The organism is Kitasatospora sp. NPDC088742, assembly GCF_055584905.1.
Map to the genome: position 1 here is coordinate 82,195 of NZ_JBVJLD010000021.1, position 18,333 is coordinate 100,527.

Sequence of the window (18,333 nt, forward strand, 5' to 3'; positions counted from 1 at the left end):
GCCGACCACTTCGACTGGCAGGGCGACCACCCGCTCCGGCTGCCCACCAAGGACCTGGTGGTCTACGAGCTGCACGTGCGCGGCTTCACCCGGCACGAGTCGGCCGGGGTGGCCGCGCCCGGCACCTTCGCAGGCCTGCGCGAGAAGATCCCCTACCTCAAGGAACTCGGCGTCAACTGCGTCGAGTTGATGCCGGTCTTCGAGTTCGACGAGTTCGAGAACAGCCGGACCAGCCCGACCACCGGCGACCTGCTGCTCAACTACTGGGGCTACTCCACGGTGGGCTTCTTCGCCCCCAAGGCCGGCTTCGCGGCCGGCGGCGCCGCCGGGCGCCAGCGCGAGGAGTTCAAGGAGCTGGTCCGGGACCTGCACGCCAACGGCATCCAGGTGATCCTGGACGTGGTCTTCAACCACACCGCCGAGGGCAACGAGCACGGCCCGACCATCCACTTCCGGGGGCTGGACAACAGCACCTACTACCAGCTCACCCCCGAGGGCTACTACCAGAACTTCAGCGGCACCGGGAACACCTTCAACTGCAACAACCCGGTGGTCCGCGACTACATCCTGTCCGCCCTGCGGTACTGGGCCAGCGAGTACCACGTCGACGGCTTCCGCTTCGACCTGGCCTCCATCCTGGACCGCGGCGAGGACGGCGCACCGCTGGAGAACCCGCCGCTGCTGGAGGCGCTCTCCTACGACCCGCTGCTCAAGGACTGCGTGCTGATCGCCGAGGCCTGGGACGCCGGCGGCCTCTACCAGGTCGGCTCCTTCCCCAACTACGGCCGCTGGGCCGAGTGGAACGGGCGCTACCGGGACGTGCTGCGGCGCTTCCTCAAGGGCGAGCCCGGCACCGTCGGCGAGCTGGCGACCCGTCTGGTCGGCTCGCCCGACCTGTACGGCAGCCGCGGCACCACCGCCTCGGTCAACTTCGTCACCTGCCACGACGGCTTCACCCTCAACGACCTGTTCTCGTACAACGAGCGGCACAACGAGGCCAACGGCGAGTACAACCGGGACGGCAACAGCGACAACGACTCCTGGAACTCCGGGGCCGAGGGGCCGACCGACGACCCCGAGGTGCTGGCGCTGCGGCGGCGGCAGGCCAAGAACGCGATGGTGCTGCTGCTCACCAGCCAGGGCATCCCGATGATCCTGTCCGGCGACGAGTTCGGGAACACCCAGGGCGGCAACAACAACGCCTACTGCCAGGACAGCGAGATCTCCTGGCTGACCTGGCCGAAGACCGACGAGGCCGACGAACTCCGGCGCTTCACCACCCAGTTGATCCGCTTCCGGCAGGAGCACGACGTGCTCCGCCGGGCCACCCACCCGACCGGAGCCGACGCCATACCCGGCTACCCGGACGTGAGTTGGCACGGCACCCGGGCCTGGCAGCCGGACTGGTCCGAGGGCGACCGGGTGCTGGCCGTGATGCGCTGCGGCGAGCACGAGGACGGCTCGGCCGACTTCGTCTACGTCGCGGCCAACTCCCACTGGGAGGGCCTGGAGCTCGAACTCCCGGACCTGCCGGGGGACATGCGCTGGCACCGGGCGGCCGACACCTCGGCCGAGGAGCCCGAGGACATCAGCGCACCGGGCGCCGAGCCCGTCCTGGAGGACCAGCTGCGCTACCCGATCGGCCCGCGTTCCTCGGTGGTCCTGGTCGGCCGCCGGAACGACGGCTGAGAGCGGTAGGGGGGACAAGGGGGATGACCATGACGACCATGAACGGTGACGCCGGTCCGAGACGGCACGGCGGCAGCACGGTGAGGATCAGGGTCGGCGGCGAACTGGACGCGCTCGGCACGCCCGGCTTCCGCCGCCAGCTCGACACCCTGGCCCAACGCCGCGAGATCGGACGGCTGGTGGTCGACCTCAGCACCGTCCGCTACCTCTCCTCGGCGGGGCTGCGCTCGCTGCTCTACCTGCGCCAGCGCTTCCCGGAGCCGGTGTCCATCGCACTCGCGGGCGTCCAGGAGCCGGTCGGGCGCACGCTCCGGCTGGCCGGCTTCCAGCGCGGCCTGGAGCTGACCGACCTCGACGGCGGGGACGACGGGCGGGCGGCCGCCTGAGGCTCCGTCCTGAGGTTTCGACCTGAGGCTCCGACCTGAGGCTTCGTCATACGGGAAGGGCCCCGGTACCTGTTCTTGGGTACCGGGGCCCTTCCGCGTGTCCTTCAGGAGAACCGAATGCCGCTCAGTTCGGCGCAGGCGGCGAGCAGGGCCTCCTGGACCTCGGGGTCCTCGGTCTCCGGCTTCGCCTCGTCGAGGAACCTCATGTGCCGCAGGTAGCTGCCGGAGACCTGGGCCGCCGGGTCGTCCGAGCCGGCCAGCCAGACCTGGGTGGCGGCGCCGGTCGCCAGGTCGGTCGGCGCCGAGCTGCCGCCCATCCGGGAGCGCACCCAGCCGGGGCAGACCGCGTTGCTGTGGACCTCGGGGTGGCGGCGGGCCACCGCGAAGGCCAGCGCGAGGTCGGCCAGCTTGGAGTCGCAGTAGGCGGAGGTGCCGTCCCAGCGGCGGCGGGTGCGCTGGAGGTCGGACAGGTCGATGGTGCCGCCGTCGGACATCCCGGAGGAGAGGTAGACCAGGCGCTGTGGCAGCGGGATGAGTGCGGTGAGCACGTACGGGGCGAGGACGTTCACCTGGAAGGTGGTCTCCAGGCCGTCCTCGGAGGCCTGCCGAGGGCTGCCGGTGCGGGAGATCCCGGCGTTGTGGACGATGGCGTCGTACGCGCCCAGGGCCGTTGCCTGCTTGGCGAGTTCGGCGGTCTGGGAGAGCGAGGCGAGGTCGCCGACCACCACGTCCGCGGCCCCGGGCACGGCCCGGCGGGCGTCCTCGGCGCGCTGGGCGTTGCGGGCGTGCAGCACCACTGCGTGGCCCTGGGCGACGAGCATGGTGGCGGTCTGACGGCCGATGCCGTCGGCCGAGCCGGTGACGAGGATTCGCTTCATGGAGGACAACTCCTAATTGGTGATTCCGGGGGCGCGAGGAACTGCGCGAATCGGAAGGCGGACCAGTGTTGGACCGGGGCATGTGAGCCAGTTGCAGGTGTTGCCGTTCCCCTGCGCGCAGTTCCTCGCGCCCCCGAAGGCGTAGCCACTAGGCGGGGACGAGCCAGCAGGTGCTGAGGGCGGGCAAGTGGAGGTCTGTGGACCAGGGTTGGGCGTGGTGGGGGGTGGGGGTGGCGCGGACGGTCTGGGGGCGGGTGGGGGTGGGGGCGGTGTCGAGGAGGACGCGCCAGCGGCCGGGGCGGGGGAGGCCGATGCGGTGGGCGTCCCAGGTGGCGCCGGAGAGGTTGGCGACGCAGACCAGGGGGGCGCCGTCGGGGGCGCGGCGGAGGAAGGCGTAGACGTTGTGGGCGGCGTCGTCGGCGTCGAGCCACTGGAAGCCCTCGGGGAGCGGGTCCTGGGCCCAGAGGGCGGGGGTGTCGCGGTAGGCGCGGTTGAGGGCGGAGACCAGCTTCCGGACGCCGAGCCGGCCGGTCTCCTCGGGGCCGGGCCAGCTCAGGCCGTAGGGCTCGCTCCACTCGCCCTGGTCGCCGTTCTCGCCGCCCATGAAGAGCAGGTTCTTCCCGGGGAGGGCCCACATCAGGCCGAACATGGCCCGCACGTTGGCGAGTTGGGCGGCCTCGTCACCGGGCATCCGGCTCCGCAGTGAGCCCTTGCCGTGCACCACCTCGTCGTGGCTGAGCGGCAGGACGAAGTTCTCCGTCCAGGCGTAGGTGGTGGAGAAGGTGATCCCGTGGTGGTGGTGCTCGCGGTAGAGCGGGTCCTGCTGGAAGTAGTCGAGGGTGTCGTGCATCCAGCCGAGGTTCCACTTGAAGTCGAAGCCCAGGCCGCCGTCGCGCAGCGGGGCGGTGACGCCGGGCCAGGTGGTGGACTCCTCGGCGATGGTGAGGACGCCGGGGAAGCGGCCGTGCACGGTCTCGTTGAGGGAGCGCAGGAAGGCGACCGCTTCGAGGTTCTCCCGGCCGCCCTCCTGGTTGGGCTCCCACTCGCCGTGCGGCCGGGAGTAGTCGAGGTAGAGCATGGAGGCGACCGCGTCCACCCGCAGGCCGTCGACGTGGAACTCCTCGCACCAGTAGAGGGCGTTGGCGATCAGGAAGTTGGCGACCTCGGGGCGGCCGTAGTCGAAGACCAGGGTGCCCCAGTCGGGGTGCTCGCCGCGGCGCGGGTCGGGGTGCTCGTAGAGCGGGTGGCCGTCGAACCGGCCGAGCGCGAAGTCGTCGCGGGGGAAGTGGGCCGGCACCCAGTCGAGGATGACGCCGATCCCGGCGCGGTGCAGCGAGTCGACCAGGTAGCGGAAGTCGTCGGGGGAGCCGAAGCGTGAGCTGGGGGCGTAGAAGCCGGTGACCTGGTAGCCCCAGGAGCCGCCGTAGGGGTGCTCCATGACCGGCAGCAGCTCGACGTGGGTGAAGCCCTGCTCGCGCACGTAGGCGGTGAGCTGGGTGGCGAGCTGACGGTAGCTCAGGCCTGGTCGCCAGGAGCCGAGGTGGACCTCGTAGACGCTGAGCGGGCGGCGGCGCGGGTCGGCCGCTGCGCGGCGGATCATCCACTCGCGGTCGCCCCAGCGGTACTCCGAGGCGTACACCACGCTCTCCGGGCCGGGCGGCAGCGGGGCGGAGCGGGCGCACGGGTCGGCCTTGGCGCGGCGGACGCCGTCGGCGCCGAGGAGTTCGAAGCGGTAGCGCTGGCCGGCCTCGGCGCCGGGGACGAAGGCGGTCCAGTAGTCGGTGGTGCCGATCCGGTGCAGCGGGACGGGGGCCCGGCCGCCGGTCACCTGGCCGGCCACCGCGACCTGGTGGGCGCGCGGGGCCCAGAGGGTGAAGGTGACCCCGGGGCGGCCGGACGGGTCGGTGCCGGGGTGGGCGCCGAGCACCTCCCAGAGGCGCTGGTGCTTCCCCTCGGCGAGCAGGTGCAGGTCGAGCGGGCCGGGCCCGGAAGCCGGCAGCTCCTCGGGCGCCCCCGCGGTCGTCTCCGCGGACGCGGCGATTGACTGAAGCACGGCAATTCCTTTGGTCGGCGACACTCCGGAATTGTCGCAGCCCAGGGCATTCCTTGGGGAGTTTTCCAGGCGTAAAAAGTGCACTCCGACAATGCGGCGCAGGGGACTTGACGTAATGTGCCGGGCCATTCCGGGGGGAGTGCCGACCGGCCCGCCGGGCCGTTGACCCGGCCCCCGGGCTGCCACAGGATCTGTGGGGCAGGCAGTGACAAGCCTCGAAAACGGAGTAGCCATGACGAAGAAAGTTCTCGTACTCCTGTCGGAGTACGGCTATTGGGGCGAGGAACTCGTCGGCCCGCTGTACGCATTCGACAAGCAGGGTTACCAGGTGACCTTCGCGACCCCCAACGGCAAGCGGGCGAACGCCCTGCCGCCGAGCATGGACCCGGGTTTCGTCGACCCGCCGCTCGGCCGCAGTGTGGTCTCCGCCGAGGTCGCCAAGGTGGTCGTCGAGCTGGAGGCCTCGGACCGTCTGGACAGCCCGGAGGACATCTCCTCCTGGATCCCGACCCGTCCCTACACCAGCGACGAGGACTACCTCCGCAAGCTGGAGGCCTACAACAACGCGGTCGGCGACGGGCTGACGGAGCGTCTGGCCGAGTACGACGCGCTGCTCATCGTCGGTGGCAGCGGCCCGATCGTGGACCTCGCCAACAACGGCCGGGTGCACGACGTGATCCTGAGCTTCCTGCGCGCGGACAAGCCGATCGGCGCCGAGTGCTACGGCGTGGCCTGCCTCGCGTTCGCCCGTGACTGGGAGGACCGGAAGAGCATCATCTCCGGCAAGCACGTCACCGGGCACTGCAAGGAGTACGACTACAAGGACGGCACCGGCTTCCTCGGCACCGACTTCGTGATGGGCCCGCCGCCGTACCCGCTGGAGTACATCCTCCGCGACGCCACCGCGCCCGAGGGCCGTTACCACGGCAACTTCGGCAAGGAGATCTCGGTGATCGTCGACTACCCGTTCATCACGGGCCGTTCGACCCCGGACTCCTACCGCACCGGCGAGAAGATGGTCGAGGTCCTGGAAGACGGCCTGACCCGCTACGGCTGGTAAGGGAGTTCCTGTGACCAGGCTCGGCAAGAACGCCATCATCGAGCAGCTGCTCGCCGACGGCATCACCCACATGTTCGGCAATCCGGGCACCGTGGAGCAGGGCTTTCTGGACGCCCTGGAGGAGTACCCCGACTTCCAGTACATCCTGACGCTGCAGGAGACGGTCGCGGCCGGCATCGCCGACGGGTTCGCCCGGGCGACCGGCGGCCCGGCGCTGCTTCAGCTGCACAGCGGGGTCGGTCTCGGCAACGGCATCGGCATGATGTACCAGTCCAAGCGCGGTCACGCGCCGCTGGTGGTCATCGCCGGCGAGTCGGGCATCGAGTACGACTCGATGGACGCCCAGATGGCCGCCGACCTGGTCGCGATGGCCAGGCCGGTGACCAAGTGGGCGACCAGGGTGGTCGATCCGCGGTCCCTGCTGCGGGTGCTCCGTCGCGCCATCAAGACGGCGATGACCGAGCCGCGCGGCCCGGTCTTCGTCGCGCTGCCGATGGACATCCTGGACGCCCCGAACGACGAGCCGGTCGTCCCGACGGTCATCCCCGACCGTCGGACGCTGCCGGCCCCGGCCCTGGTGGCCGAGGCGGCGGCGCTGCTGGCGCCGGCCAAGCGTCCGCTGCTGCTGGTCGGTGACGGGATCTCCGTCTCCGGGGCGGAGCCCGAACTGCTGCGCGTCGCCGAGAAGTTGGGCGCCGACGTGTGGTTCGTGGACTCGTCCGAGGCGCACCTTCCGGCCGACCACCCGCTGGCGCGCGGCGCCATCGGGCACATGTTCGGCATGGTCAGCCGGGCGGCGGTGCGCGAGGCGGACGCGGTGCTGATCGTGGGGACCTACGTGTTCCCCGAGGTCTTCCCGGACCTGGTCACCCCGTTCGCCGAGGGTGCGGCCGTCGTGCACGTCGACCTCGACGACTACGAGATCGCCAAGAACCACCCCGTCACGCTGGGCCTGGTCGCCGACCCGAAGCTCACCCTGGACGCGCTGGCCACCGCGCTGGACGGGCTTCGCACGCCCGAACAGGACGCTGCGGCCGTTACGTTCATCGAGCGGCGGCGGGTCGAGCAGGCCGCCAAGGCGGAGGCTCCGGACGACACCCTGATCGGTGCCTTCCTGGCGAAGCTGGGCGAGCGGGCCCCGGAGGACCTGATGGTCTTCGACGAGGCGCTGACCGCCTCGCCGTACATCACCCGGTACCTCAACCCGCGCCTGCCCGGGCACTACTTCGCCACCCGCGGCGGTTCGCTGGGCGTCGGCATCCCGGGCGCGGTGGGCATGAAGATCGCCCACCCGGAGAAGACGGTCGTCGGCTTCACCGGCGACGGCGGCTCGATGTACACCTACCAGGCGCTGTGGACCGCCGCCCGGCACGACGTGCCGGCCGTCTTCGTGGTCTGCAACAACCACCGGTACGAGCTGCTGAACAAGAACATCGACCAGTACTGGGTCGAGCGGGACATCGAGAAGCACGAGTTCCCGCACTCCTTCGACCTCTCCCACCCGGAGATCGACTTCGTCGGCCTGGCCCGTTCGCTCGGCGCCGACGCCGTCCGGCTGGACAAGCCGGACCAGATCGACGACGTGGTGGAGCGGATGCTGACGACCCGTCGGCCGCTGCTGGTCGAGCTGCTCACCGACGACACCCGCTGACCGACCTTCGCAGCAGGAGAAGAAATGGCACTGACCGAGACGGCGATCAAGACCATGGTCGCCGACTGGTACCGCGCGCTGGACCAGCACGTGCCGCTGGAGACCGCGCTGACCTACCTGGTCGACGAGGGCCTGGAGATGCGCTTCCCGGAGACCACCTCCCGGGGCCACGCCGGCTTCGCCGACTGGTACAAGGCCGTCACCAACCGCTTCTTCGACGAGGTGCACACCGTCACCTCGACCGAGGTGAGCAACCTGACCGAGACCTCCGCCGACGTCAAGGTGGTCGTCAACTGGCAGGCCAAGATCTGGGACGCGCCGGGCCCGAAGAGCGCCTGGCTCGGCTTCGACGCCTACCAGACCTGGGTGGTCTCGGCCGGCCCGGACGGCGCCCCGCAGATCAAGATCTACATCGTGGACTCCCTCGACCCGATGCCGGGCTCGGCCTCGCTCTGACAGTCCCCCGCTCCAACTCACCCACCGCAGTACCGAACTGAGAGGCAGTCACATGTCCAACACCGACATCATCCTGAAGATGTACGAGTACTTCGGCACCGGCGACATGGACAAGATCAAGACCGAGCTCTTCCACGAGGAGATCGTCTGGAACATGCCGGGCCACCACCCGCTGTCCGGCGCGATGAAGGGCGCGGACGAGGTCATCGCCTTCTTCGCGGACCTCTTCCAGGCCGGCATCTCGGTCGACAACGTGCACTTCGGTGAGCTGGACAACGGCACCGTCGTGGAGAAGCACAGCGGCCACGGCGAGTCCGAGGGCGTCCAGTACCTCTTCCCGACCTGCACCACCTACGGCATCGAGGACGGCAAGATCCGCGAGGTCCAGGTGCACACCGCCGACCAGCACGGCGTGGACCGCTACATGTGGAGCCGCTTCGAGCTCAAGGGCATCGCCGCCCGTCTGGCGGGCTGAACCATGGCGGACGACGTGACCCCCGAGCTGGTCAACGCGGCCTACGAGGCACTCGCCACCGGCGACCGCGGCCAGATCGAGAAGTACTGGGACGAGTCCATGCGCTGGCTGGTCCCCGGCAACCACCAGCTGGCCGGCTGGTGGGAGGGCCTGGACGGCTTCTTCGACTTCATGACCCGGGTCGGCGAGCTCTCCGGCGGCAGCTTCATCATGACCCGCAGTGCCATCTGCACCGCGCCCGGCTGGTCGGCGGACGTCTCCTACAACCTGGGCACCCGGGTCACCGCGGAGGAGGGGAGCATCTCCCCGTACGACCGCCTGGAGATCGACGTCGTCCACGTCCTCAAGTGGGAGAACGGCAAGGTCGTCGAGGGCCGCGGCGCCATCTTCGGCGACGGCACCACGCAGTTCAACCAGTTCTGGTCGCAGCTCGCGACCAACGCCGTGCGCGTCTGAGCGCCGGGTACTACAGGCCCGGTTCGGGCTCACACAGATGCGGAAGGGCACCGTGGTGGACACCAGGGAAGTTGTGACCTCGTACTACCAGCTTGCGAACGCCGGGAACTGGGACGCCTGGTGCGACCTGTTCGCGGTCGACCAGGTGATGGACGAGCAGCTCGCAGGGCACGTCGAGGGGCGGGAGACGCTCCGGGAGATGATGAAGGGCTTCCCGGAGATGTACGCCTCGTTCCAGAACGTTCCCGCCCACTTCGTGGTGGACGGCGAGCAGGCGGCCGTGGTCTCGAAGATCACCGCCGAGACGCCGGCCGGCGGCCGGGTCGAGGCGAACGTCGTCAACTACTTCCAGGTGGTGGACGGCCTGATCACCTACATGGCCAACTTCCACGACACGGTGCCCTTCCGCGCCGTCCTCGGCTCCCCGGACGGCGCGTCATGAGCGCCCCGGTGGAGTACGACTACATCGTCGTCGGCGGTGGCACCGCCGGGTCGGTGGTCGCCAACCGGCTGTCCGAGGACCCGGACGTCAAGGTCCTGGTGCTGGAGGCCGGCGGTGCGTTCGTCCCGGCCAACGTGGACGCCGCACCACTGTGGTACACACTGCTCGGGTCCTCGGTGGACTGGGGCTACCAGACCGTGCCACAGGCCGGGTTGAACGGCCGGACGGTCTACGAGCCGCGCGGCAAGCTGCCCGGCGGCTCCAGCAACCTCTACATCATGATGCACATCGAGGGTCACCCCTCGGACTTCGACAACTGGGCCTACCAGGGCGCGGCCGGCTGGTCCTACGCGGACCTCAAGCCGTACTTCGCCAAGCTCAAGGAGCTCCAGACCGTCACCTCCGCGGCGGACGGCGACCCGCACCCGCTGTCGCGGACCTTCATCGACGCCGCCAAGGGGCTCGGCCACCGCGAGGTGGACGACTTCAACGGCCCCGAGATGATCGGCACCGGCTGGCACCACATCGACGTGGAGAACGGCCGCCGCAAGGGCGCCCTCCAGTCCTTCCTGGAGCCGGCCCTGCCGCGCCCCAACCTGACCCTGCGCACCTCGGCCACGGCGATGAACCTGGTCTTCGAGGGCACCCGCTGCGTCGGCGTGACGTACCGTCAGGAGGCCGAGACGATCCCCGAGGGCGACGGCCGGCTGCTCTCCGCCGCCACCCAGGCGGAGCCCGGCGTGCACACCGTGCGGGCCACCCGCGAGGTGATCGTCTGTCAGGGCGCCATCGAGTCGCCCAAGCTGCTCCAGCTCTCCGGGCTCGGCCCGGCCAAGCTGCTGGCCGAGCACGGCATCCCGGTGGTCGCCGACCTGCCCGGCGTGGGCGAGAACTTCCACAACCACGTCCTCACCGGCCTGATCGCGGAGACCGTCGATCCGCCCCGGGAGGGCCACCAGAACCTCTCCGAAGCCGCGCTGTTCGCGGTCTCGCAGCCCGGCATGATCGCGCCGGACCTGCAACTCGCCTTCGTGCACGTGTCGTTCGACATCATCGTCGGCGCCGGCCACCCGAACGCGGTCTCCATCCTGCCCGGCGTGGTCCGCCCGACCTCGCGCGGCTCGATCCGGCTCGCCAGCGACGACCCGTTCGCCAAGCCGCTGGTCGACCCCAACTACCTGGGGGACCGGTCGGACGTGGACCGGATGGTCCAGGGCTTCAAGCTGGCCCGCGACATCTTCGCCGCGCCGGAGTTCAAGGGCCACCTCAAGGGCGAGCTGCTGCCCGGCCCGGACGTGCGCACCGACAAGGAGATCGAGCAGTTCGTCCGCGACCGCGCGGACTGCTACCACCACCAGGCCGGCTCCTGCCGGATGGGCATCGACGACCTGGCCGTGGTCGACCCGCAGCTGCGGGTGCGCGGCGTCGAGGGTGTCCGGGTGGTGGACGCCAGCGTGATGCCGGCCGTCCCGTCCGGCAACTGCCACAGCGCGATCGTCGCCATCGCCGAGCGCGCGTCCGACCTGATCAAGGAGGCGCGCCGTGGGTGACCTGGTGCTCCGTGAGGGCCCGCTGACCGGCACGAAGATCGCCGTGCTGATCGAGAGCGACTACTTCGAGCCCGAGATCCACTACTACCAGCGCCGCTTCGCCGAGGAGGGCGCCGAGGTCCACTTCCTCACCCGGATGTGGGGCCAGGACGCGATCACCTTCACCGGCCACGAGTGGCGGGTGCCGTTCACCGCGACCGAGTCGTTCGAGGGCCTGAGCGACGAGGAGCTGCGCTCCTACGCCGCGGTGATCGTGCCCTCCGGCATGGTCTCCGACCGGCTGCGCTACACCGAGGACGTGGACGTGCTGGCCCCGGCGGCCGACTTCGTCCGGCGCGCCTTCGACGAGCCCTCGGTGCTCAAGGGCGTCATCTGCCACGGCTTCTGGCTGCTGGCCACCATCCCGGAGACCATCCGGGGCCGGAAGGTGGTCTGCCACAACAACCTGGTGGGCGACGTCCGGAACATGGGCGCCGAGTACGTGGACTCCGACGTGGTGCTGGACGGCGACGACCTGGTGACCGGACGGACCGGGCAGCACGCCCACCTGTTCGCCCGTCAGATCATCGACATCCTGATCAGCCGCCGGGCGTCGCAGGGAGCCGCCGCGTGAGCGGGCTGGAGCTGCGCTGGTCGCACGCCGCGCTCAACTGCGCCGACCAGAAGGTGACCGAGGAGTTCTACCACCGCTGGTTCGGCTTCGAGCGGGCCCGCACGGTGGACCTGGGCGACCAGCAGATCGTCTTCGTGAAGCAGGGGCAGGTCTACCTGGAGCTGTTCGCGGCGGGAGCCGGCGAGCCGCTCGACGTAACGAAGGACGGCCCTTCCACCCCCGGAACGGTGAGACACCTCGCTTTCCAGACCGAGAACCTGACAGAGTTCCTGTCCGGGCTGGACGAGGACGTGCCGGTCTCCCTGGGCCCGCTCTCCTTCGACGACTTCATCCCCGGGTGGCGCAGCATCTGGCTGACCGACCCGGACGGTGTGGTGGTCGAGGTCAGCGAGGGGTACCGGGACGATCCGTCGGCCCACGCGCACACGCACGCGCACTGACCCGGCCGCGACGGGCCATCATCAGGGGAGGGATTACAAGGTGCGTTACCGACTTCTGGGACGCAGTGGTCTGAGGGTCTCCGAGCTGTTCCTCGGCACCATGACCTTCGGCGAGGACTGGGGCTTCGGCGCCTCGGTCGAGGAGAGCCGCAAGCTCTTCGAGGCGTACGCCGAGGCCGGCGGGAACGTGATCGACACCGCCAACCGCTACACCGAGGGCACCAGCGAGAAGATCCTCGGCGAGCTGCTCGGGGCGGACCGCGACCGCTTCGTGCTGGCCACCAAGTACACCCTGACCGATGACGGCACCGACCCGAACGCCTCGGGCAACCACCGCAAGAACCTGGTCCGTTCGCTGGACCAGAGCCTCAAGCGGCTGAACACCGACCGGATCGACCTGCTCTGGGTGCACATCTGGGACCCGGGCACGCCGATCGAGGAGACCATGCGGGCCCTGGACGACCAGGTCCGGGCCGGCAAGGTGCAGTACATCGGCATCTCGGACTCCCCGGGCTGGGTGGTCGCACGGGCCAACACCCTTGCCGAGTGGCGCGGTTGGACCCCCTTCGTGGGCGTCCAGGTGCCGTTCAGCCTGGTCAAGCGGGACGCCGACCGGGAGATCATGCCGATGGTCGAGGCGATGGGCCTCTCGGTGGCGGCCTGGTCGCCGCTCTCCGGGGGCCTGCTCTCCGGCAAGTTCAGCCGCGGCCGGGCCACCGGCCAGACCCGGGTGAGCCAGCACGACATCTCGGCCCGCGACCTCGCGGTGGCCAAGGAGGTGGACGCCGTCGCGGACGAACTCGGCGTCTCCTCCTCCCAGGTGGCGCTGGCCTGGGTCATGCAGCACGGCAGCCACGTCCACCCGGTGGTCGGCGCCCGGAAGCTGGAGCAGCTGGAGGACAACCTGGCCGCCGTCGACGTCCGGCTGCCGGACGAGGCGGTCGCCCGGCTCAACCGGGCCAGCGAGGTGCCGCTCGGCTTCCCGGCCGACTTCATCAAGTCCATGCAGGGCTTCGTCTACGGCGAGGCCGGCCGGCTGACGGACGGCCTCGACGTGCGCGCCCACCGCCACATCGAGGGCGGGGACGGGGCATGACCGCGGAGGTGGAGTCCGCGGAGACCCAGGAACAGCGGGTCACCTGGGCCGAGTTGTTCTTCGACCTGGTCTGGGTGTTCGCCATCACCCAGATCTCGGTCCTGCTGGCCCACTCGCATTCGCTGGTGGACGCCGGCGCCGCGATCCTGCTCTTCCTGCCGCTCTGGATGGGCTGGGTCGGCGCGGCGCTGCTCGGCAACACCAGCGGCTCCAACCTCGACGGTGTCCACGGCCGTCTGCTGGTCTTCGCCCTGGCCGCCTGCGGCCTGGGCATGGCGGTGGCCGTGCCGGACGCCTTCGGGTCCAGCGGGCCGCTGTACGGCGTCTGCTACGTGCTGCTGCGGCTGATCCTGTGGCAGCGGATGCGGCGCTGGCCCAGCTTCGGCGGGCTGCGGATCGAGCCGTTCTCGGTCAGCCTGCTGGCCAGCGGCCCGCTCTTCCTGGTCGGCAGCTTCCTGGGCAGCGAGCCGCGCCACATCCTGTGGGCGGTCGGCGCGGTGATCGAGGTGCTGGGCACCGCGGTGCTGGGCAAGAAGCTCGACCAGGCCCGCTTCGAGACCTCCCACCTCCCGGAGCGCTTCGGCCTGTTCGTCATCATGGCGCTGGGTGAGACGGTCATCGCGGCCGGCAGCCACGTCACCGGCGGCCACGTGATGGACGCGCTCACCCTGAGCACGCTGGGCCTGGCCTTCGTGCTGATCGTGCTGCTCTGGTGGGCGTACTTCCACTACGGGGCGCCGGCGGCCCGGCACAGCCTGGGCAGCGATCCGGTGCAGGCCAGGATCGTCCGCGACGTGTTCAGCTACGCGCACCTGCTGTACGCCGTCGCCATCATCCTGATGGCGGTCGGCCTGGAGGAGCTGATCGCCCATCCGTCGCAAGTGCCGCACGAACTCCCGCAGTTGATGCTCGCTCCCGGAGCCGGCCTCTACCTGCTCGGGTTCTGCTACGCCCGCTGGCGGATGTTCGGCGCGGCCGCGGTGCCCCGGTTCTCCGGAGCCGTGGCGCTGGCCGTGCTGTCCGGCGTGGCCTCGCTGCTGCCCCAACTGGTCACCGCCGTCGTGGTGGTGCTGGTGCTGGCGGCCGTCAACGGGCTGGAGGCCTTCATTGTGGAGACCCACCGCTCGCTGCCGCTGGTGCGGGTCCCGCAGCGACTCAGGCGTGCCCAGCCGGCGGAGTAGCCGCCGCTCCTCCGTGCCGACGGCCGGTCCCCTTCCCCGGGGCCGGCCGTCGGCCATTTCCGCGTCCTTTTCGCGTCCTTTTCGCGTCGTTCTCCCGACCTGACACAGGGACTTGACGGACTCCGCTCCGCGACTCGAACGTGGATTCCCCTGGGCGGACAGTTGATTGACGCTCCCTCACAATCCTGCGGAGAATAGCAGAGCAAAGGGAATCTGGAGCAATTTCGACCAAGGGGTCCGGCAATGGAGGTCGTCACGCGCATGGCCGACGGCGTCACCTGTGTCGAGCTGACCGGTGACCTGGACGCCAGATCGGCGCAGGGCGTGTTCAGCGGGATCGTGGACGTCATGCCGCAGGGAACGCCGCTGCTGCTGGACCTCTCAGGGGTCCCGTTCATCTCCAGCGCCGGTCTGCGGGTGCTGCTCATGGTGCACCGGCGGGCTCAGGGCGCCGAGGTCGAGGTGGCTCTGTCCGGTCTTTCGTCGCATCTTCGGAATGCGCTCCGGGTGACCGGCTTCCTCCGCCTCTTCCATATTGTCGAGAGTTGTTCCGATGGTGTCGCAATGCTCATTCGGCAACGCGTCGCCGAGGCAACTGACCAGGAGTGGACCAAATGAGTTTTGACGTCTCAGTGGATTTCCGCGGCACCACGGCGGTCGTGACCATCGGCGGTGACCTCGACGCGACCGGCGCGCCGATCTTCCAGAAGGCCGCGGAGTCGGTCATCGAGGCCCGCCCGAAGGAGCTCGTCCTGGAGATGAGCAAGGTCGACTACATCTCCTCGGCCGGCCTGCGCCAGATCGTCTACACCCGCCAGAAGATGGACGACGACGTCCGTGTCGTCCTGGTGGGCGTCAACAGCGCCGTGGAGCAGACCATCCGGCTCGTCGGCTTCGACCAGAGCGTCACCTTCGCAGACTCGATCCCCGCGTAGGCATGCCATGAAGAAGATCGACGTGTCGGCGGACGTCAGCTCCCTGGAGCTGGTCAACTCCCTGGTGGAGGACCTCGCGACCGAGGCCGGTCTCACTCCGGCCCGGTCCCACCTGCTCCGCTTGGCGACCGAGGAGCTGGTCGTCAACATCGTGGTGCACGGGTACTCCGGCTCCGGACGGGGCCGGATAGGGCTCGAAGGAGTGGTCACCGACACGGAGGTCTCGATCCGCCTGACGGACACCGCACCACCGTTCAACCCGTTCACGGCCCGGCCACCGCGTGGTCTCGACCTGCCCCTGCACCAGCGCGAGCCCGGCTCGCTGGGGCTCTATCTGGTCAACCACGCGGTGGACAGGTCGTTTCACGAGTACGTGCACGGTGCGAACCACACCACGATCGCCATGCGGCGGATCGCACCGGAATACGATGGGCGGGTCGATAGTGTCCGAGAAAGCACTGATCGTCAGTCAACCCAGCCCCAGCGCGGCCGCGTTGGAGCTGTGGCAGACACTGGCGGAGGTCGGGATCCCGGCGACGGTGTCCTACCCCTCCTCGGTACTGGCGGCGCGCTGGCCGGACGCCCCCGGGTGTGACCTGCTGCTGGTGGACGCCGCGCTCGACGTCGAGACGGTCCGCCGGCTTATCCGCGAGCTGAGCCGCAAGACCGGCCGGCCGCCCGCGGTGGTCGCCTTCAGCAGCGGCGACGTGAGCAGGATCGAGCCGCACCTGAAGGAGGGGCTGGACTACCTGGCCGAACCCTTCCTGCCCTACCTGGTCCGCAAGCGGCTGGACATGTGCCGGCAGAACCGCGACCTCGCCTACGTGCTCGACGAGATGCACTCGGCCGTGGACGAGAGCCGCTTCGAGCGGGAGCTCCAGATCGGCCGCGAGATCCAGCGCGGCTTCCTGCCGGAGAACCTGCCGGAGCTGGAGGAGTGGGACATCGCGGCCTACTTCGAGCCGGCCCGCGAGGTCAGCGGCGACTTCTACGACGCGTACGACGTGATCAACGGCGACTTCCTCGCCTTCGCGATCGCGGACGTCTGCGACAAGGGCATCGGAGCCGCCCTGTTCATGGCCCTGATCCGCAGCCTGCTCCGGCAGGCGGCGGTGGCCGACGAGGGCCTGAACATCGTCCCCGAGCCGGTCGGCTCGGCCGGGCGGCCGCTTCCCGGCGCGGCCCTGGCGCTGCGCGCCGTCCGCACCACCAACGACTACCTGACCACCAATCACCTGCACCAGGCGTACTTCGCCACCCTGTTCTTCGGGGTGGTGGACACCAGGACCGGTGAGCTGATCTACATCAACTGCGGCCACAACGCACCGGTCGTCCAGCGCGCGACGGGTGAGCAGCTGTCACTGCTGCCCACCGGCCCGGCCCTCGGGCTGATGCGGGACGCCCACTTCGACCTCGGCTTCGCCACCTTGGAGCGGGGTGACCTGCTCTACCTGTACACCGACGGAGTGCCGGAAGCGCGTAATCCGGCAGGGGAGTTCCTCGGTGAGGACCGGATGCTGACCATGCTGGCCGACCCCGGACGGGCGGCCACCGTGATCGAGCGGATGCGCAAGGCGGTGGCCGAACACGCCGGTGTGGGTGAGCAGTTCGACGACATCACGATGCTCGGTCTGCTCCGGCACCCCGCCGGTCCCGGCGAGTACCAACGCACCACTGAACCGAGAGACGACGGGGGAGACGGTCCATGAAGATCCTGATGCTGTCCTGGGAGTATCCGCCGGTGCTGGTCGGCGGCTTGGGGCGGCACGTGCACGCCCTGGCGACCTCGCTGGTCAAGGAGGGCCACGAGATCACCGTGGTCACCAGGTATGCGCCCGGCCACCCGCTGGAGGAGTGGCAGGAGGGCGTCCGGGTGGTGCACGCCATGGAGGACCCGCCGCTCTTCGCCGAGTCCCAGGACAGCTTCCTGGCCTGGACGATGGCCTTCAACCACACCCTCACCAGGGCCGCCCTGCGGGCCTCGATCGGCCACGACTTCGACGTGGTGCACGCCCACGACTGGCTGGTGGCGCACGCCGCGGTCACGCTCAAGGAGCAGCTCAACGTCCCGCTGATCGCCACCATCCACGCCACCGAGGCCGGCCGCCACCAGGGCTGGCTGCCCGAGAACATGAACAAGTCCATCCACTCGGTCGAGTGGTGGCTCGCGCACGAGGCCTGCCGCCTGGTGGTCTGCTCCCAGTACATGGCCTGGGAGGTCAACCGCCTGATGAGCGTGCCCTACCGGCGCATGGAGGTGGTGGCCAACGGCGTGGAGCCGCACCGCTGGGAGACCGACCCGGAGCAGGTGCAGAACTTCCGCCGCCGCCACCACGCCGACGGTCCGCTGGTCGGCTTCGCCGGGCGCTTGGTCTACGAGAAGGGCGTGCAGGACCTGATCATGTCGGTGCCGGAGCTCTCCGCGCGGCACCCCGGGACCAAGGTCATGATCGCCGGCGACGGCCCGTACCGGCAGGAACTTGAGGCGCTCACCCGGGACTTGGGGGTCACCGACCGGGTCGAGTTCACCGGCTTCCTGGACCGCGAGCTCTCCACGATGATCGCCGCCTGCGACGTGATGGCGCTGCCCTCCCGGTACGAGCCCTTCGGCATGATCGCCCTGGAGGTGGCGGCGGCGGGCACTCCCGTCGCGGTGGCCTCCACCGGCGGCATGATGGAGATCATCCGCCCGGGCCGCACCGGCGCCACCTTCAACGCCGGCGACCCGCGCTCGCTCGCCGAGGCCGTCTCCGGCCTGCTGAGCGACCGTCAGAACGCCCTGGAGATGGCCGAGCGGGCCCGGGAGATGGTGATCCGCGACTACAGCTGGAAGGCCATCGCCCAGCAGACCGCCGAGAACTACCGCATCGCCACCATCGAGGGCCCGGTCTTCGCCGAACGCCAAGCCGCGAAGGTCCTCAGCCAGGGCCGCCCCCGCATCGTCGTCCCCGAGGGCAACCTGCTCTGAACCA

At 69.9% G+C, this 18,333-nt stretch carries 20 protein-coding genes; 18 read left to right on the forward strand and 2 right to left on the reverse strand.

The genetic code is table 11. From position 1 onward, the window contains the following. Both ACZ6ZR_RS18455 and ACZ6ZR_RS18460 read left to right on the forward strand, forming a co-directional pair. Positions 1 to 1,689 (forward strand): glycogen debranching protein (locus tag ACZ6ZR_RS18455; protein WP_465643529.1); only part of this gene is annotated, 1,689 nt, incomplete at its 5' end. 29 nt (positions 1,690 to 1,718) lie between these two features. Next, entirely contained in the window at positions 1,719 to 2,075 is a 357-nt protein-coding gene (locus ACZ6ZR_RS18460) for an STAS domain-containing protein (protein ID WP_465643531.1), read from the forward strand. 104 nt (positions 2,076 to 2,179) lie between these two features. On the opposite strand, the gene ACZ6ZR_RS18465 is transcribed toward ACZ6ZR_RS18460, so the two are convergent. Together ACZ6ZR_RS18465 and glgB are read right to left on the reverse strand one after the other, a co-directional pair. After that, positions 2,180 to 2,953, reverse strand: coding sequence for an SDR family NAD(P)-dependent oxidoreductase (locus tag ACZ6ZR_RS18465; RefSeq protein ID WP_465643533.1), 774 nt, complete (start codon positions 2,951 to 2,953; stop codon positions 2,180 to 2,182). A gap of 148 nt (positions 2,954 to 3,101) precedes the next feature. Further along, positions 3,102 to 5,006: a 1,4-alpha-glucan branching protein GlgB gene (gene glgB / locus ACZ6ZR_RS18470; RefSeq protein ID WP_465643535.1), complete on the reverse strand. Its 1,905-nt coding sequence runs from the start codon at positions 5,004 to 5,006 to the stop codon at positions 3,102 to 3,104. A gap of 232 nt (positions 5,007 to 5,238) precedes the next feature. Here glgB and ACZ6ZR_RS18475 point away from each other — a divergent pair, with 232 nt between their 5' ends. The 16 genes from ACZ6ZR_RS18475 to ACZ6ZR_RS18550 all read left to right on the forward strand — a co-directional run bounded on the left by ACZ6ZR_RS18475 (position 5,239) and on the right by ACZ6ZR_RS18550 (position 18,329). Beyond that, positions 5,239 to 6,066, forward strand: a complete 828-nt coding sequence (locus tag ACZ6ZR_RS18475; RefSeq protein WP_465643537.1) for a type 1 glutamine amidotransferase domain-containing protein — start codon at positions 5,239 to 5,241, stop codon at positions 6,064 to 6,066. A 10-nt stretch (positions 6,067 to 6,076) separates the two neighbouring features. Next, positions 6,077 to 7,717 (forward strand): thiamine pyrophosphate-binding protein, encoded by a 1,641-nt coding sequence (locus ACZ6ZR_RS18480; RefSeq protein WP_465643539.1) that lies wholly within the window; start codon positions 6,077 to 6,079, stop codon positions 7,715 to 7,717. A 24-nt stretch (positions 7,718 to 7,741) separates the two neighbouring features. Continuing rightward, positions 7,742 to 8,173 carry a nuclear transport factor 2 family protein gene (locus ACZ6ZR_RS18485; protein ID WP_345283784.1) on the forward strand — a complete coding sequence of 144 codons (432 nt, stop codon included), beginning with the start codon at positions 7,742 to 7,744 and terminating at the stop codon, positions 8,171 to 8,173. A 52-nt stretch (positions 8,174 to 8,225) separates the two neighbouring features. Continuing rightward, the gene (locus ACZ6ZR_RS18490; protein ID WP_465643541.1) at positions 8,226 to 8,648 is read left to right on the forward strand and encodes a nuclear transport factor 2 family protein; all 423 of its coding nucleotides are present in this window, start codon (positions 8,226 to 8,228) and stop codon (positions 8,646 to 8,648) included. Positions 8,649 to 8,651: 3 nt separating this feature from the next. Continuing rightward, entirely contained in the window at positions 8,652 to 9,104 is a 453-nt protein-coding gene (locus ACZ6ZR_RS18495) for a nuclear transport factor 2 family protein (RefSeq protein ID WP_465643543.1), read from the forward strand. A gap of 37 nt (positions 9,105 to 9,141) precedes the next feature. Continuing rightward, positions 9,142 to 9,546, forward strand: coding sequence for a nuclear transport factor 2 family protein (locus tag ACZ6ZR_RS18500; RefSeq protein WP_345283790.1), 405 nt, complete (start codon positions 9,142 to 9,144; stop codon positions 9,544 to 9,546). Continuing rightward, on the forward strand, positions 9,543 to 11,096 hold the full coding sequence (locus ACZ6ZR_RS18505; RefSeq protein WP_465643545.1) for a GMC family oxidoreductase: 1,554 nt from the start codon (positions 9,543 to 9,545) through the stop codon (positions 11,094 to 11,096). Before ACZ6ZR_RS18500 ends, ACZ6ZR_RS18505 begins: the two co-directional genes overlap by 4 nt. Next, on the forward strand, positions 11,089 to 11,709 hold the full coding sequence (locus tag ACZ6ZR_RS18510) for a DJ-1/PfpI family protein (protein ID WP_465643547.1): 621 nt from the start codon (positions 11,089 to 11,091) through the stop codon (positions 11,707 to 11,709). The genes ACZ6ZR_RS18505 and ACZ6ZR_RS18510 overlap by 8 nt, the downstream gene beginning before the upstream one ends. Further along, complete coding sequence (locus tag ACZ6ZR_RS18515) at positions 11,706 to 12,149, forward strand: VOC family protein (protein WP_465643549.1); 444 nt, start codon at positions 11,706 to 11,708, stop codon at positions 12,147 to 12,149. Before ACZ6ZR_RS18510 ends, ACZ6ZR_RS18515 begins: the two co-directional genes overlap by 4 nt. Before the next feature lie 40 nt (positions 12,150 to 12,189). Then, on the forward strand, positions 12,190 to 13,245 hold the full coding sequence (locus ACZ6ZR_RS18520; protein ID WP_465643551.1) for an aldo/keto reductase: 1,056 nt from the start codon (positions 12,190 to 12,192) through the stop codon (positions 13,243 to 13,245). Beyond that, positions 13,242 to 14,426: a low temperature requirement protein A gene (locus ACZ6ZR_RS18525; protein WP_465643553.1), complete on the forward strand. Its 1,185-nt coding sequence runs from the start codon at positions 13,242 to 13,244 to the stop codon at positions 14,424 to 14,426. The genes ACZ6ZR_RS18520 and ACZ6ZR_RS18525 overlap by 4 nt, the downstream gene beginning before the upstream one ends. A 243-nt stretch (positions 14,427 to 14,669) precedes the next feature. Further along, on the forward strand, positions 14,670 to 15,044 hold the full coding sequence (locus ACZ6ZR_RS18530; protein ID WP_465643555.1) for an STAS domain-containing protein: 375 nt from the start codon (positions 14,670 to 14,672) through the stop codon (positions 15,042 to 15,044). After that, positions 15,041 to 15,361, forward strand: a complete 321-nt coding sequence (locus tag ACZ6ZR_RS18535) for an STAS domain-containing protein (RefSeq protein ID WP_465643557.1) — start codon at positions 15,041 to 15,043, stop codon at positions 15,359 to 15,361. The genes ACZ6ZR_RS18530 and ACZ6ZR_RS18535 overlap by 4 nt, the downstream gene beginning before the upstream one ends. Positions 15,362 to 15,368: 7 nt before the next feature. After that, positions 15,369 to 15,956, forward strand: coding sequence for an ATP-binding protein (locus ACZ6ZR_RS18540; protein ID WP_465643559.1), 588 nt, complete (start codon positions 15,369 to 15,371; stop codon positions 15,954 to 15,956). Continuing rightward, positions 15,901 to 17,070 carry a PP2C family protein-serine/threonine phosphatase gene (locus tag ACZ6ZR_RS18545; protein ID WP_465643561.1) on the forward strand — a complete coding sequence of 390 codons (1,170 nt, stop codon included), beginning with the start codon at positions 15,901 to 15,903 and terminating at the stop codon, positions 17,068 to 17,070. The genes ACZ6ZR_RS18540 and ACZ6ZR_RS18545 overlap by 56 nt, the downstream gene beginning before the upstream one ends. Continuing rightward, positions 17,067 to 18,329 (forward strand): glycosyltransferase family 4 protein, encoded by a 1,263-nt coding sequence (locus ACZ6ZR_RS18550; RefSeq protein WP_465643563.1) that lies wholly within the window; start codon positions 17,067 to 17,069, stop codon positions 18,327 to 18,329. Before ACZ6ZR_RS18545 ends, ACZ6ZR_RS18550 begins: the two co-directional genes overlap by 4 nt. The last annotated feature ends 4 nt before the right edge of the window (positions 18,330 to 18,333 follow it).